Origin of the sequence: Micromonospora sp. NPDC048905, assembly GCF_040649655.1 — a bacterium.
Taxonomy (GTDB): domain Bacteria; phylum Actinomycetota; class Actinomycetes; order Mycobacteriales; family Micromonosporaceae; genus Micromonospora.
In genome coordinates this window covers 318,882-332,086 of sequence record NZ_JBEZFV010000003.1, presented here as the reverse complement: position 1 = coordinate 332,086, position 13,205 = coordinate 318,882, and the positions used below count along the sequence as shown (strand labels likewise).

Genomic DNA, 13,205 nt, shown 5'->3' with positions numbered 1-13,205 from the left:
GGCGCGCCGACGTCAGGCGGCGTCGAAGACCTGGCGGGCTGTCGCGTGGGTGTCGGCGCCGAAGAGCACCAGGCGTGCCTCGGTGACGGCGACCGGCGTGGCCGAGCGCAGCACCGACAGTGCCTGCCGGACCGCGTCGTCGATCGGCCACCCGTAGATGCCAGCGGAAATCAGCGGGAACGCCACAGTGGACGCGGCCAACTCGTCGGCCACCCGCAGGCTGTTGGCGTAACAGTCGCGCAGCAGCGCCGACCGGTCCTCGCTCGCCGACCAGACGGGACCGACGGTGTGGATCACCCAGCGAGCCGGTAGCTCTCCGGCGGTCGTCGCCACCGCCTGACCGGTGGGCAGGCCCTTGCCGTAGTGGGACGCCCGCAGCGCCCGGCACTCGGCCAGGATGGCCGGCCCACCGCGCCGGTGGATCGCGCCGTCGACCCCTCCGCCCCCGAGCAGGGACGAGTTCGCGGCGTTCACGATGGCGTCCGCCCGCTGGGTGGTGATGTCCCCCTCGACCAGGGTGATCTCCATGTCAGTCCTTCTCGATCGACTGGCCCATCGAGCGGCGGGCCAGCAGGGTGGCACCGGCGACCGCCGCCGGCATGATCAGCACCGCGCCGAGTGGGATGAGGAAGCAGAGGAAGACCGCCACCCCGAAGCCGAGCGAGGTGGCCCGGTCGGCCTTAAGGATCGTCCGGCGCTGCGGCAGCCGCATTCCGCGCCGGTAGAACGGCGCGCCGACCAGTTCCACGGCGAGGAACCACCCGCCCACCGCCGCCCCGATGACCGGGACGACCGTCTGACCGACCACCGGGATGAAGCCGGCGATGAACAGCGGAATCCCCACCAGCACCGTGAGCGCCACCAGCCGTACCGAGTCGGCGAGGCTGCGCCGCAGCGACGACCAGAACGGTACGTCCACCGCGCCGGGCGTGCCGCCGTACCGCTGCTCGACCCGCTCGGAGATCTTCTCGTAGAACGGGTCGCCGATGACCAGGGTCACCGCGGTGAAGGTGAGCACGCCGAGCAGGCCGCCAACGCCCAGGAAGGCCAGCCCGGCGATCACCCGGACCAGGCTGCGGGACGTGGTCGACCAGTCGTCGGCGAACGGGGTGACGAGCGCGGCGAGGTCGTCCACGAAGTACACCAGGGTGGCGAGCGCGGCCAGGAACAGCGCGCCGGAGATCAGCGCCGGGACGACGCCGAGCAGCATCAGCCCCGGGCTGCGGACGTAGAGACCCAGCCCGCGCAGGAGCAGCCCCGCTCCGGCGAAGAAGCGTCCGACGACCCCGGTGACCGGGCTGGCGACTCTGCTGACGTCCACGATCGAGCAGCCTAGCGAGCGGTGATCGAATCCGCCGGGCAGCGCGCTAGCAGCGACCCGCACCGCACGCATCAACCGGTTGACGGACGGAGGCGATCAACCGGGGACACCGGCGATCATCGCCGACCGGTCGATTCGCCGCCGGGTCACCCCGACGACCCTTGAGGGGTACGAGGCCAGCGGCGGAAGGCGGCACGATGTCGGTCATCGAGGTGACCCACCTGAGGAAGCGGTACGGCGATCTGGTGGCCGTGGAGGACGTGTCGTTCGCGGTGGAACCCGGGGAGATCTTCGGCGTGCTCGGCCCGAACGGCGCCGGCAAGACCACCACCGTCGAATGTGTCGCCGGGTTGCGTGTCCCGGACGGGGGCGAGGTGTCGGTCCTCGGGCTCGACCCTCGCCGGGACGCCACCCAGCTACGCCAGCGGGTCGGGGTGCAACTCCAGGAGAGTCAACTGCCGGACCGGCTGCGGGTGGCCGAGGCACTGGAGTTGTACGCCTCTTTCTACCGCAACCCGGCCGACCCGGCCGCGTTGATCGACAAGCTGGGTCTCGGCGAGAAGCGGAACACCGCGTACAAGAAGCTCTCCGGTGGTCAGAAGCAGCGCCTCTCCATCGCGCTGGCCCTGGTGGGCAATCCGGAGATCGCCATCCTCGACGAGCTGACCACCGGGCTGGACCCGCAGGCCCGCCGGGACACCTGGGGCCTCATCGAACAGGTCCGCGACAGCGGGGTGACGATCGTGCTGGTCACCCACTTCATGGAGGAGGCCGAGCGGCTCTGCGACCGGGTCGCGGTGATCGACCGGGGCCGGGTCGTCGCGCTGGACAGCCCGGCGGGCCTGGTGTCGACGGTGGCGCCGGAGCAGCGGATCCGGTTCCGGCCGTCGGCTCCGGTCGACGACCGGTTCCTCACCGACCTGCCCGAGGTCACCGACGTGCACCGTACCGGGAGCCAGGTGGTGGTGACCGGCACCGGCGAGTTGCTGCACGCGGTCACCTCGGTGCTGGCCCGTCACCAGATCGTCGTCGCGGACCTGCGGTTGGAGCAGTCCACCCTCGACGATGCCTTCGTGGAGCTGACCGGGCACCGGTCCACCAACTGAGAAGGGAGCCACCATGCACGCCTTTCGCCAGATCCTGAGGATCGAGGCGCGGCTCTACCTGCGGGACCGGCCGACGCTGCTCTCCACCGTCGGCGTGCCCACCCTGATCCTGACGGTGCTCGGGTTGATCCCCGCGCTCCGCGAGCCGGATCCGAAATTCGACGGGCAGACCTTCGTCAGCTACTTCGCACCGTCGCTGCTGGTGGTCACCCTGGTCATGGTCGGGGTGAACACCCTGCCCGCCGTGTTGGCCACCTACCGGGAACGCGGCGTGCTGCGCCGGCTGGCGACCACCCCGGCGCACCCGGCGGCTCTGCTCGCCGCCCAACTGGTGCTGGCCCTGGCCGGGATCCTGGCCAGCGCGCTGCTGCTCATCGTCGTCGCCCGGCTGGCTTTCGGGGTGCCGCTGCCCCGGCACCCGCTCGGCTTCACCGTGGCGTTCCTGCTCGGTACGGCGGCGCTGCTGGCGCTCGGCCTGCTGGTCGCCGCCGTGGCCCGGACGACGAAGGCGGCCCAGGCCCTGGCCGCACCGTTGTTCATGGTCACCATGTTCTTCGGCGGGGCCTACCTCCCCCGGTTCCTGCTTCCGGATTTCGTGGCGCGGATCGGTGACTACACGCCGCCCGGGGTGCAGGCGCTCCTCGACGCCTGGACCGGCACGTCGCCGCAGCCGCTGCACCTGGGAATAATGGCGGTGATCGCCGTGGCGGCCGGCGCCGGCGCGGCGAAACTGTTCCGCTGGGAGTGAGCGGAGATGCGATGACCTGCAACGGTGGGCACGACCGTCTGACCGGTTGGCGTGAGCGCGAGGCGAGCCTCTATCGGGTGTTCCCCTTCGGCGGGCTGGCCCTGGGCACCTTGCTGGCCCTCGTCGCACCGGCGCCCCGCAGCCTGGGGGCGATGCCGACCCTCGCCGTCGCCGCGGCGGCCGGGTGCTGGGTCGCCTGGTTCATCACCCTGCACCCCGGGTGGCAGAGCCGGCGCGGGTTGATGGCGGTCTACTACGCCGGGCTGCTCACGTTCGCCGCCGTGCTGGTGGCCGCCAGTCCGTGGTACGGCTTCTTCGCCTGGGTCGGTTACATCCACGCCTTTTCGGTGCTACGCACTCACTGGCGGATCGTCGGTGTCGTCACCACTGCCACCCTCGTCGCCACGTCGCAGGGCGGCGGCCTGACGGTGGTGACGTCGAACCTGCCGCTCTGGCTGGTGCTGGTGCTGTTCAACCTGGTGGTGGCCGGCTCGGTGAGCTGGTTCGCGATGGTCGCCGAACAGGAGGACGCCAAGCGCCGGCGGTTGGTGGTGGAACTCGGCGAGGCCAACCGCCAACTCACCGAGACGGTCCGGGAGAACGCCGGGCTGCACGCCCAACTGCTCACCCAGGCTCGGGAGGCCGGGGTGCTGGACGAGCGGCAACGGATGGCGCGGGAGATCCACGACACCCTGGCGCAGGGGTTGACCGGCATCATCACCCAACTGGAGGCGGCCGAGCAGGGCCGCGACCGGTCCGCCGACTGGCGCCGGCACGTCGACAACGCGCTCGCCCTGGCCCGGGAGAGCCTCACCGAGGCCCGTCGCTCGGTGCAGGCGGTCCGCCCGGAACCGTTGGAGACGGCCCGGCTGCCGGACGCCCTCGTCGAGCTGGGCGGGCGCTGGTCGGCCCGGAACGGGGTACGGGCCGACGTGGCCACCACCGGCACGCCCCGCCCGCTGCACCCGGAGGTCGAGGTGACCCTGCTGCGGGCCGCCCAGGAGGCGCTGTCCAACGTGGCCCGGCATGCCGACGCGTCGCGCGTCGGGCTGACCCTGTCGTACATGGCGGACGTGGTCACGCTCGATGTCCGGGATGACGGGACCGGCTTCGACGTCACCGACCGGCCGGCGCCCCGCGAGCCGGGCGGCGGGTACGGGCTGACCGCCATGCGGCAGCGGGTGACCCGGGTCGGTGGCGAATTGGCCGTCGAATCCGAGCCGGGCGGCGGCACCGCGATCTCGGCGTCCGTCCCCGCGCTACCCGGAGGTGCCGGTTGACCGCCCCGATACGACTGCTGATCGTCGACGACCATCCGGTCGTGCGGGACGGCCTGCGGGGCATGTTCACCGGCGACCCCGATTTCGAGGTTCTCGGCGAGGCCGTGGACGGCTCGGAGGCGTTGGCCCTGATCGCGACGCTGCGGCCGGACGTGGTGCTGATGGACCTACGGATGCCCGGGATGGACGGGGTGACCGCCATCGGCCGGCTGGCTCGCGCCGGGAGCACCGCCCGGGTGCTGGTGCTCACCACGTACGACACGGACGCGGACGTGCTGCCGGCGATCGAGGCCGGTGCGACCGGTTACCTGCTCAAGGACACCCCTCGGGAAGACCTGGTGCGCGCGGTCCGGGCGGCGGCCCGTGGTGAGTCGGTGCTCGCGCCGAGCGTCGCCGGGCGGCTGATGGGTCGGCTGCGCGCTCCCGCCGAGGAGCCGCTGAGTCATCGGGAGCTGGAGGTGCTCACCCTGGTGGCCCGGGGTGCCTCCAACCGGGAGGCGGCGACCCGCCTGTTCATCAGCGAGGCCACCGTCAAGACCCACCTGCTGCACGTGTACGCCAAGCTCGGGGTCAACGACCGCGCTGCCGCGGTGGCCACCGCGTACGACCGGGGGTTGCTGACGCCCGGCGGGCGGTGAGCGGCACCGGGCAGGATGGGCGGGTGCGCGCGTCCCGGCTGATCTCGTTGCTGTTGCTGTTGCAGGCGCGCGGGTCGATGACCGCGAGCGAGCTGGCGCGGGAGTTGGAGGTCTCCGAGCGGACCGTCTACCGGGACGTGCTGGCCCTCTCCGCCTCCGGGGTGCCGGTCTACGCCGACCGGGGTCGGGCTGGCGGTTACCGGCTGCTCGGCGGCTACCGCACCCGACTGACCGGGCTGACCCGGGACGAGGCGGAGGCGCTCTTCCTCAGCGGGCTGCCCGGGCCGGCCGGTGAGATGGGGCTCGCCGACGCGGTCGCGTCCGCCGAGCTGAAGGTGCTCGCCGCGCTGCCGCCCGCACTGCGCGACGCCCCGGCCCGTGCCGGGCAGCGGTTCCACTTGGACGTACCGGGCTGGTTCCGGGAGACCGCGCCACCGCCCTGGCTTCCCGAGCTGGCCCGGGCGGTCTGGGCGGACCGGTTGGTGGAGTTGCGCTACCGGCGCGGCGACCGGGAGGTGACCCGCCGGCTCCAGCCGTACGGCCTGGTGCTGAAAAGTGCGGTCTGGTATCTGGTCGCTCGGGCCGGCGACGACGTGCGCACCTACCGGGTGGACCGGGTCACCGGGGTCGAGGTGGGCGACGAGCAGTTCGACCGCGACGAGGGCTTCGACCTGGCCGGGCACTGGCGCGAGCAGGCCGGGTCGTTCCTGCGGACCATGCTGCGGGCCGAGGTCGCCGTCCGGCTGAGCCCCGCCGGCCTGCGCCAGCTCCGGCACCTGGTCGATGCCCCCTTCGTGTACGACGAACTGGTCGCCGCCGCCGGTCCGCCCGACGGGCAGGGCTGGGTGGTGGCCCGGCTGCCCGTCGAGTCGGTCCCGGTGGCGTACCGCCAACTGCTGGGGCTCGGCCCCGAGGTCGAGGTGCTCGATCCACCCGAGTTGCGGCAGTTGTTGGCCGACGCGGCGGACCGCCTCGGCGCGCTCTACCGGTAGCCGGTGACGTCCGCCGGCTTGCCCGCGTCGACCACCTCGGTGATGTACCGGAAGCCCTCCGGTTGGCTGCCGTCGAGGTCGGTGAAGCCGTACACCTTGGACAGCGTGCCGGCGTCGACGGACTGGCCGTTCCAGCGGGCCTTGTCCTCGTCGGCGGCGAGCGCGGCCACCGCGCGGCCGACGAAGGCCGGGGTCTCCGAGATGAGGAAGTTCGGGTCGGTGGCGGCGCCGTCACGCCAGTTCTCCTCGGTCACGCCGAAGTGCTCAAGCATCGCCTCGGAACGGATCCAGCCGGGGGTGAGCGCCACGGCCGTGCAACCGTGCGGCTTCAGCTCGTGCGCCTGAATGAAGGCGAGCCGGTTGACCGAGACCTTGGCCAGGTCGTAGAAGACCGAGAGCCGGTAGTTCTCGTCGTTGTACGCCTTGGTGCCGTCCCCCATCTCCACCACCAGACCGCCGGGCTTGCGGATCAGCAGCGGCAGGGCGAAGTGGCTGGTGATGATGTGCGTGTCGATGGCCAGCCGCAGGGTGCGGAAGCCGGCGTCCAGCGGCTGCTCCCAGACCGGCTTGTCCCAGGTGACCAACGGGTCGCCACCCCAGATGTCGTTGACCAGCACGTCGAGCTGGCCCTGCTCGGCGTCGATCCGGGCGACCAGGTCGCGGACCTGCTCGGGCACCAGGTGGTCGACCCGAACGGCGATGCCGGTGCCGCCAGCCGCGGTGACCGCCTCGGCGGTCTCCTCGATGGTCTCCGGCCGGTTCATCTCCGAGCGGCCGGCACTGCTGCTGCGGCCGGTGGCGTAGACGGTGGCGCCGGCGGCACCGAGCTGGATCGCGATCTGCCGACCGGCACCCCGGGTGGCACCGGCGACAAGCGCGATCTTTCCTGCGAGCGGTTGTGTCATGCCTGCGACGTTGCCAGCGATACCTGACAACCGGCGTCCGAATTCGTCACCCGATCTAGTCCACCAACCGGACGCGGACGCGGCGGTTGGCCCGGCCCTTGCTCTCCACCTTCACGACCTGCACCTTGCCGATCTGCGCGGTGGACGCGACGTGGGTGCCGCCGTCGGCCTGCACGTCCAGCCCGACGATGTCGACGATCCGGACCTCCTGCTCGTCCGGCGGAATGAGGTTGGACTGGGTACGGATGATGTCCGGCAGGGCCAGCGCCTCGGTACGTGGCAGCACCCGGGTGGCGACCGAACGGTCGGCGGCCACCTCCGCGTTGACCAGCTCCTCGATCCGGCTCTTGAAGTCCGGCGGGACCTCGGGAAGGTTGAAGTCCATCCGAGCCTCGCCCGGTTCCATGGAGTTGCCGGTCACCAGGGCGCCGAAGTCGCGGAACACCACACCGCAGAGCACGTGCAGGCCCGAGTGGGTACGCATCAACCGGGTGCGGCGCTCATCCTCCAGCGCGCCGACGACCTCGGTGCCGACCGGCGGCAGCGGGTCACCCTCGGCGGGGATCAGGTACGGGTCGTCGCCCTTGCGGGTGCCGACGATCCGGGTCTGCACGCCCTGCCACAGCAGCACTCCGTGGTCCGGCGGTTGGCCGCCGCCGCCCGGGTAGAACGCCGAGCGGTCCAGCACGATGCCCTGCTCGGCGTCGGCGTGCAGGACCGTGCACGTCCACTCGCGCAGGGTCGGGTCGGCGAGGTCGAGCCGGTGCGTGCGGCCATGTTGTGTGACGCCCATGACAGGGCAGGTTACTCGTTCAGGAAGCCGGCGATGCGGTCCCGCAGGTCGGCGCGTTCCGTCCAGAGGACGCCGGGCCTGTCGTACACGTGCAGGGTGGCCTGGGGCAGCGCGACGGCGAGCCGCTCGGCGACCTCGACCGGATGCAGGTCGTCGCCCGCGCAACCGATGACAAGCGCCGGCGCGGTGACCGCCGCCAGGTCGCCGATCTGGCGCAGCGACGTCTGCTCCGCAAGCGTGCCCAGCCCCTCGGCCAGACCGTCGCGCAGCAGCTGGTCGAGCCGCTGCCGCAGGTACGCCCAGCCGGCAGGTGTGTTGCGCACTGCCGCGGGCAGCTCCAGCGCGACGACGTCGGCGACCGCCGAGGCCTCCCCGCTCTGCACCGCCGCCAGCAGATCCGTGATCCGTTCGTGGGCGACCGGCCCGCGCGGCTCGTCGAGCACCGCCGGCAGGAAGAAGACCAGCTTCTCGAAACGCTCCGGGCTCTCCGCGAGCAACCGGCAGAGGGCACCGGCGCCGAGGCTGGCGCCGAACGCCCGGCTGGCCCCGCCGAGGTCTGCGATCGCGCGCAGATCCCGGGCCAGGTCCAGGTAGTCCCACGACCCGTCCGGGGCGTCGGAACGGCCGTGCCCGCGGAACTGGAAGAACACCTTGCGGCCGGTCACGCCACTGCCGAACGGGCGGGTGGTGGCGATGCCGTTGCCCAGCCCGTGCGCGAACACGGTGACCGGATCACCGGTGCCGGTGACCAGCCGTTCCAGGCGTACGCCGTGCGGGGTGGTGACCAGCTCGGTCTCCGGCTCCGGCAGCGCCGGTCGGCCGGTACGCGGCCCACCCGGGCCGGGACCCCAGGTGCGGGGTCCACTGTCCGGTGGGGGTGGCCAGCGAAAACCTCTCACCAGAACCCTTTGCCGTCGCTCAGGTCGCGCAGACCGACCCGAACGTCGAGGAGGTAGATCAGGCCGGCGGCGATCCCGATCAGACCGAAGAGGCTGATCGGGCCGAAGCCCAGCAGGGTCAGCACGAGGCAGACGGCGAGGATGGCGATCCAGCCGCCCTTCGGGAGGGTGCCAATGGCGGGGAAGGCGTCGGAGCGCTGGGTGATCGCGTGCACCAGAGCGACGCCCTGGACGATCAGCGCGAAGACGAGCAGGATCAGCTCGATCACGGAGCGGACTTCGAACGCGAAGATCGGCGCGGCGTTGGCCATGCCGGCAAGCTTATGTCGAGGACCCCGGCTACGTCCGACAAGGACGCCGCCGGGGTCGTCGACCTGACGAACTACTCGGCCGCCGGGCGGGTCCGCTTGGTGGCACCGGGAAGCTTCGCCGACGGGGTCGCGGCCGGCTTGGCGGCCTTCGGCGCACGGGCGGCCTTCTTGGCGGCGGCCGGCTTGGCCTCGACGATCTCGGCCACGTCGGCCGGGGTCGGCACGTCGGCGGAGGTCGACACGTCGGCGGGGGTCGCGACCGGGGCGGCCGGGGTGGCGGTGACGGGCGTCACTGTCTCGGTCGCCTCGATGTCGGCGTTGACCGTCTCGGCGGCCTCCAGCACGCCGGCGCCGACAACCCGCTCGCCGCGGGCGACAAGCGCGCCGTACGCCGCGTAGGCCCGTTCCTGGGCGGCCTGCGCGCCCGCGAAGACCATGATGGCGTTGCGGGTCGCGGCAGCCCGCAGCTTGTCGAGGTCGGCGGCCTCGCGCAGCTTGGCCAGGTCGGCCGACTCGCGGAGCTTGGCCAGGTCCAGCTCGCGCAGCGTGCCGGCGGTCTCGTTGGCGGTACGCAGCGTCTCGGTGGCCTTCTGCCGCAACTCGAAGCCGGTCAGCACGGCCCGGCCGCCGAGGTCGGCGACGACCCGGGTGCCGAGGACGCCGACCACGGCCGGCAGCTTGCGCAGGTGCTCGATGGCCAACTCACCGGCGCCAGCGGCGGCGTAGATCGGGGCGGGGATGCGGTTGGTCTTCGGCTCGCTCATGAGGTCTCCTCTTCGGCCACCGTGGCGGCCTCGCGGGCCGCCGGACCGGCGGCCTTCTTCTCGGGGGTGCTGGTGCTGCCCGGGGCGGGTGCGGTGCCCGCCTCGGTGACGGCGACCGACTCGAGCACGGCCTCGGTCGGGGTGCCGCCTGCGGTGGTGGGGCCGGTGGCGGCCAGGTTGGCCACGTCGGCGGGCTGGTCGGCGACGTCGGTCGGAGTGGTCGCTCCGGTCGTGCCGGCGCCCTCGGCCTCGGCCGTGGCCTCGGCCAGCCGGGTGTTCTCCCGGCGGAACGTCTCGTAGATCTGGCTGAGCGACTGCTTCTGGGCCATCGTCAGGTCGGTGTCCACCGCGATGGCGGCCAGCACACCGTGGCCCTCCTTGTCGTCGAGCAGCCCGGCGCGCAGGTACATCGCCGGGGTGGAGACCCGCAGCGCGCTCGCCAGTTGCTGAAGCACCTCGGCGCTCGGCTTGCGCAGCCCGCGCTCGATCTGGCTCAGGTACGGGTTGCTGACCCCCGCCTGCTCGGCGAGCTGCCGCAGCGAGATCTTGGCGTTGCGCCGCAGATCGCGGATGAACCCGCCGACGTCGGGAAGGTCCTTGGGTGTGGCCATGGGAGCGACGCTAACCAATCGCGCTAGCTGTTGCAAGCAAAACGCTAGCCATAGTTAGCAACGTCTCAACGCCCTGTTTGCGCGCCGCAACGCCGATCCGTACGGTCCGTTCGTGCACACGATCACAGTCAACGGAGCAAGCATCGCGTACGACGAGGCCGGCACCGGTTCGCCGGTCGTGCTGCTGCACGCCGGCATCGCCGACCGGCGGATGTGGCGGGGGCAGGTGCCCGCGCTCGCCACTCGGCACCGGGTGATCGTTCCGGATCTGCGCGGCTACGGAGACTCGGAGTTGCCCCCCACCCCGTTCACGCACCACGACGACGTGGCCGGGCTGCTGGACGCGCTCGACCTGCCCCGGGCCGCCCTGGTCGGCTGCTCCTTCGGTGGGTCGGTCGCCATCGACACCGCGCTGGCCCACCCGGACCGGGTGAGCGCGCTCGCGCTGTTCGACACCGCGGTCTCCGGCAACGAGTGGTCCGAGGAGGCGAACGACCTCTGGGACAGCCTGGTCGGAGAGGTCGACCCGGACGACTTCGTCGCCGGGGCGGCCGGCGAGGTGCGGTTCTGGGTGGTCGGCCCGGCCCGCCAGCCGGAGGACGTCGACCCGGAACTGCTCGCGTTCGCGCAGGAGATGGACCAGCGTGCCCTCGCCGCCGAGTTGGCGCTCGGCGCGGTCGAGGTGGGCGAGCTGACGCCACCGGCGATCGGTCGCCTCGGCGAGTTGACGATCCCCGTCCTGGTCACCGCCGGCGCCGCGGACGTGCCGGACATCAGTCGACTCGCCGACCGGATCGCCGCCGAGGTCCCCGGCGCGGTACGGCTGCCCGACGTGCCGGACGCCGGGCACCTGCTGCCGCTGGAACGTCCGGAGCCGGTCAACGCCGCCCTGCTCGACTTTCTGAACTAGCGGCACGGGCGGCGAGCCGCCCGTGCCGCTGGTGTCACCAGAGCGGGCGGACCGCGCCGACCGGGACGCCGCCGCCGAAGAGCGGCACCTCCGCGTACTCGGTCAGCACCGGGGCGTCCACACCTAGCCGGCGCAGCGCGGAGACCAGCACCGGCATCCGGGCCCGGTCGGCGCCGTCGTCGATCTTCAGTGCGACGGCGCCGACGCCCGGCAGGGCCACCGCGATCACACCCTCGGCACCAATCTTGGCCAGCAGGCCCGGGACCCCACGCATGAGCCGGGTGTCGTCGGCCTGGGTGCCACCGACGATCTCCGGGTACGCGCGCATGGCGTCGGCCACGGCGCGGGGCACCGAGCCGGGCTCGGCGTCGACCAGCCGGAGGAACGCCCCGGCAAGGCCGGTCAGCGACACGGCGAGCACCGGGGCGCCGCAGCCGTCCACGCCCACCGCCCCCGCCTGTTCCCCGGTGAACTCCTCGATGGCCGCCCGCAGCCGCTGCTGCAACGGATGCTCCGGCCGCCAGTAGCCATCCCGCGGCCACCCGGCGGCCTCGCAGGTCAGCAGCATCCCGCTGTGCTTGCCGGAGCAGTTCATCTGCACCCGGGTGGGTCCGCCACCGGCGCGCAACACGGCCTCCCGGGCCGCCGTGCCCGCCGGCAGGTCGGGTGGGCAGTGCAGGGCCGAGGCGTCCAGCCCGGCGCGCTCCAGCAGCGCACCGACCCGGGCCAGGTGGAAGTCCTCACCCGCGTGGCTCGCCGACACCAGGGCCAGGTCGGCCGGGTCGGTCAACGACAGACCGGCCCGAAGCATCCCGATCGCCTGCATCGGCTTACTGGCCGAGCGGGGGAAGATCGGCGACGTCACGTCCCCGGCGGCGGCCACCGGCGCCCCAGTGGGGTCCAGCACCACCACCGAGCCGCGGTGCGCACCCTCCACGAACCCGGACCGGACCACCTCGGCGAGCGGCGCGCCGCCCTCGTACGTCTTCGTCACGCGCTGGACGGTACCGACGGTCCCGGGGTGCCCGTCGGCCGGGTGACCAGGTGGTCCTCCACCCGGGTGACAGGAGCGCGGGACAGACCCGGCCTTACAGCCCGAGCAGCTCGCGGGCCTCGGTGGTGGTCAGTGGCGGGCGCTGGGCGAGCTGGGCGAACCCCACCGCGCGGGCGACCAGTTGCATGTTGGACTCCACCGGACGCCCCTTCGCGTACGTCACGGTGTCCTCCATGCCGACCCGCAGGTGCCCGCCGGTCGACAGCGCGGCCAACAGCACCGGAAGGGTGCTGCGGCCGACGCCGGTGGCCGAGAAGGTGGTGCCCTCGGGCAGGTCGCGCAGCATCCGGTGGGCGGCGACAAGGGTCTCGGTGGTGCCCGGCATGCCGCCGGGCACGCCCATCACGAAGTCGACGTGCACGTGCCCGCCGGCTGGCAGCCCGTACTTGCCGAGCAGTCGCTGCAACGCGGACAGGTGGCCCAGGTCGAAGATCTCGTACTCCGGCACGATCCCGCGCTCCTGCATCCGCGTGTGCAGGTCGACGATGAACTCCCAGCGGTTGAGGAAGACGTCGTCGCCGAAGTTGACAGTGCCCATGGTGCAGGAGGCCATGTCCGGCCGGGCGTCGAGCACGGCGAGCCGGGCCGCCTCCGGGTCGGTCACCGCGCCGCCGGAGGAGAGCTGCACGATCAGGTCGGTGCTGTCCCGCAGCGCCGCCACCGTGTCGGCCAGCCGCACCGGGTCGAGCGTCGGCCGGGCCTCGTCGTCGCGGATGTGGACGTGGATCACGGCGGCGCCGAGCGCCTCGCACTCCTTCGCGGTGAGCAGCAGCTCGTCGAGGGTCACCGGCAGCGCCGGCACCTCCGCCTTGGCCGACTCCGCGCCCGTCGGAGCCACCGTGATCAACGTCCCTGTCGTCATGCCGGCGATCC

16 protein-coding genes are annotated in these 13,205 nt (G+C 72.5%); 6 read left to right on the top strand and 10 right to left on the bottom strand.

What is annotated here, in order from left to right:
* Positions 1–12 precede the first annotated feature (12 nt).
* Complete coding sequence (locus AB0C01_RS09750; protein ID WP_357253812.1) at positions 13–528, bottom strand: O-acetyl-ADP-ribose deacetylase; 516 nt, start codon at positions 526–528, stop codon at positions 13–15.
* 1 nt (position 529) lies between these two features.
* Positions 530–1,321 (bottom strand): EI24 domain-containing protein, encoded by a 792-nt coding sequence (locus AB0C01_RS09745; protein ID WP_357253810.1) that lies wholly within the window; start codon positions 1,319–1,321, stop codon positions 530–532.
* Positions 1,322–1,518: 197 nt separating this feature from the next.
* Between AB0C01_RS09745 and AB0C01_RS09740 the strand changes: the two genes are divergently transcribed.
* From AB0C01_RS09740 to AB0C01_RS09720, 5 genes are read left to right on the top strand one after another with little or no spacing between them, the layout of a single operon-like run.
* Positions 1,519–2,427, top strand: coding sequence for an ABC transporter ATP-binding protein (locus AB0C01_RS09740; protein ID WP_357570850.1), 909 nt, complete (start codon positions 1,519–1,521; stop codon positions 2,425–2,427).
* 13 nt (positions 2,428–2,440) lie between these two features.
* Positions 2,441–3,175: an ABC transporter permease gene (locus AB0C01_RS09735; protein ID WP_357570849.1), complete on the top strand. Its 735-nt coding sequence runs from the start codon at positions 2,441–2,443 to the stop codon at positions 3,173–3,175.
* Positions 3,176–3,186: 11 nt separating this feature from the next.
* The gene (locus AB0C01_RS09730; RefSeq protein WP_357570848.1) at positions 3,187–4,455 is read left to right on the top strand and encodes a sensor histidine kinase; all 1,269 of its coding nucleotides are present in this window, start codon (positions 3,187–3,189) and stop codon (positions 4,453–4,455) included.
* A complete protein-coding gene (locus AB0C01_RS09725; protein ID WP_357570847.1) occupies positions 4,452–5,093 on the top strand; it encodes a response regulator transcription factor in 642 nt (213 codons plus the stop codon). Before AB0C01_RS09730 ends, AB0C01_RS09725 begins: the two co-directional genes overlap by 4 nt.
* Positions 5,094–5,116: 23 nt before the next feature.
* Positions 5,117–6,085: a YafY family protein gene (locus tag AB0C01_RS09720; RefSeq protein ID WP_357570846.1), complete on the top strand. Its 969-nt coding sequence runs from the start codon at positions 5,117–5,119 to the stop codon at positions 6,083–6,085.
* On the opposite strand, the gene AB0C01_RS09715 is transcribed toward AB0C01_RS09720, so the two are convergent.
* The 6 genes from AB0C01_RS09715 to AB0C01_RS09690 all read right to left on the bottom strand — a co-directional run bounded on the left by AB0C01_RS09715 (position 6,076) and on the right by AB0C01_RS09690 (position 10,368).
* Positions 6,076–6,990: an SDR family oxidoreductase gene (locus tag AB0C01_RS09715; RefSeq protein WP_357253798.1), complete on the bottom strand. Its 915-nt coding sequence runs from the start codon at positions 6,988–6,990 to the stop codon at positions 6,076–6,078. The genes AB0C01_RS09720 and AB0C01_RS09715 overlap by 10 nt on opposite strands.
* Before the next feature lie 55 nt (positions 6,991–7,045).
* A complete protein-coding gene (locus AB0C01_RS09710) occupies positions 7,046–7,783 on the bottom strand; it encodes an alanyl-tRNA editing protein (RefSeq protein ID WP_238644360.1) in 738 nt (245 codons plus the stop codon).
* Between the two features lie 11 nt (positions 7,784–7,794).
* Complete coding sequence (locus AB0C01_RS09705; RefSeq protein ID WP_357570845.1) at positions 7,795–8,682, bottom strand: alpha/beta hydrolase; 888 nt, start codon at positions 8,680–8,682, stop codon at positions 7,795–7,797.
* Positions 8,679–8,993, bottom strand: coding sequence for a DUF2516 family protein (locus tag AB0C01_RS09700; RefSeq protein ID WP_357253792.1), 315 nt, complete (start codon positions 8,991–8,993; stop codon positions 8,679–8,681). The genes AB0C01_RS09705 and AB0C01_RS09700 overlap by 4 nt, the downstream gene beginning before the upstream one ends.
* 71 nt (positions 8,994–9,064) lie before the next feature.
* Positions 9,065–9,757: a hypothetical protein gene (locus tag AB0C01_RS09695; protein WP_357570844.1), complete on the bottom strand. Its 693-nt coding sequence runs from the start codon at positions 9,755–9,757 to the stop codon at positions 9,065–9,067.
* Positions 9,754–10,368 (bottom strand): helix-turn-helix transcriptional regulator, encoded by a 615-nt coding sequence (locus tag AB0C01_RS09690; protein WP_357570843.1) that lies wholly within the window; start codon positions 10,366–10,368, stop codon positions 9,754–9,756. Before AB0C01_RS09690 ends, AB0C01_RS09695 begins: the two co-directional genes overlap by 4 nt.
* A 112-nt stretch (positions 10,369–10,480) precedes the next feature.
* On the opposite strand from AB0C01_RS09690, the gene AB0C01_RS09685 reads away from it, so the two are divergent.
* Positions 10,481–11,278: an alpha/beta hydrolase gene (locus AB0C01_RS09685; RefSeq protein ID WP_357253788.1), complete on the top strand. Its 798-nt coding sequence runs from the start codon at positions 10,481–10,483 to the stop codon at positions 11,276–11,278.
* A gap of 34 nt (positions 11,279–11,312) precedes the next feature.
* Here the strand turns inward: AB0C01_RS09685 and AB0C01_RS09680 are convergent, their stop codons facing one another.
* Complete coding sequence (locus AB0C01_RS09680; protein ID WP_357570842.1) at positions 11,313–12,272, bottom strand: asparaginase; 960 nt, start codon at positions 12,270–12,272, stop codon at positions 11,313–11,315.
* Positions 12,273–12,366: 94 nt separating this feature from the next.
* A complete protein-coding gene (locus tag AB0C01_RS09675) occupies positions 12,367–13,194 on the bottom strand; it encodes a 3-keto-5-aminohexanoate cleavage protein (RefSeq protein ID WP_357412851.1) in 828 nt (275 codons plus the stop codon).
* Positions 13,195–13,205 lie beyond the last annotated feature (11 nt).

Coding starts and splice junctions, on each gene's coding strand:
- AB0C01_RS09710 (WP_238644360.1), bottom strand. CDS start 7,783: ATGGGCGTCACACAACATGGCCGCACGCACCGGCTCGACCTCGCCGAC.
- AB0C01_RS09700 (WP_357253792.1), bottom strand. CDS start 8,993: ATGGCCAACGCCGCGCCGATCTTCGCGTTCGAAGTCCGCTCCGTGATC.
- AB0C01_RS09715 (WP_357253798.1), bottom strand. CDS start 6,990: ATGACACAACCGCTCGCAGGAAAGATCGCGCTTGTCGCCGGTGCCACC.
- AB0C01_RS09735 (WP_357570849.1), top strand. CDS start 2,441: ATGCACGCCTTTCGCCAGATCCTGAGGATCGAGGCGCGGCTCTACCTG.
- AB0C01_RS09675 (WP_357412851.1), bottom strand. CDS start 13,194: ATGACGACAGGGACGTTGATCACGGTGGCTCCGACGGGCGCGGAGTCG.
- AB0C01_RS09695 (WP_357570844.1), bottom strand. CDS start 9,757: ATGAGCGAGCCGAAGACCAACCGCATCCCCGCCCCGATCTACGCCGCC.
- AB0C01_RS09740 (WP_357570850.1), top strand. CDS start 1,519: ATGTCGGTCATCGAGGTGACCCACCTGAGGAAGCGGTACGGCGATCTG.
- AB0C01_RS09750 (WP_357253812.1), bottom strand. CDS start 528: ATGGAGATCACCCTGGTCGAGGGGGACATCACCACCCAGCGGGCGGAC.
- AB0C01_RS09730 (WP_357570848.1), top strand. CDS start 3,187: ATGACCTGCAACGGTGGGCACGACCGTCTGACCGGTTGGCGTGAGCGC.
- AB0C01_RS09690 (WP_357570843.1), bottom strand. CDS start 10,368: ATGGCCACACCCAAGGACCTTCCCGACGTCGGCGGGTTCATCCGCGAT.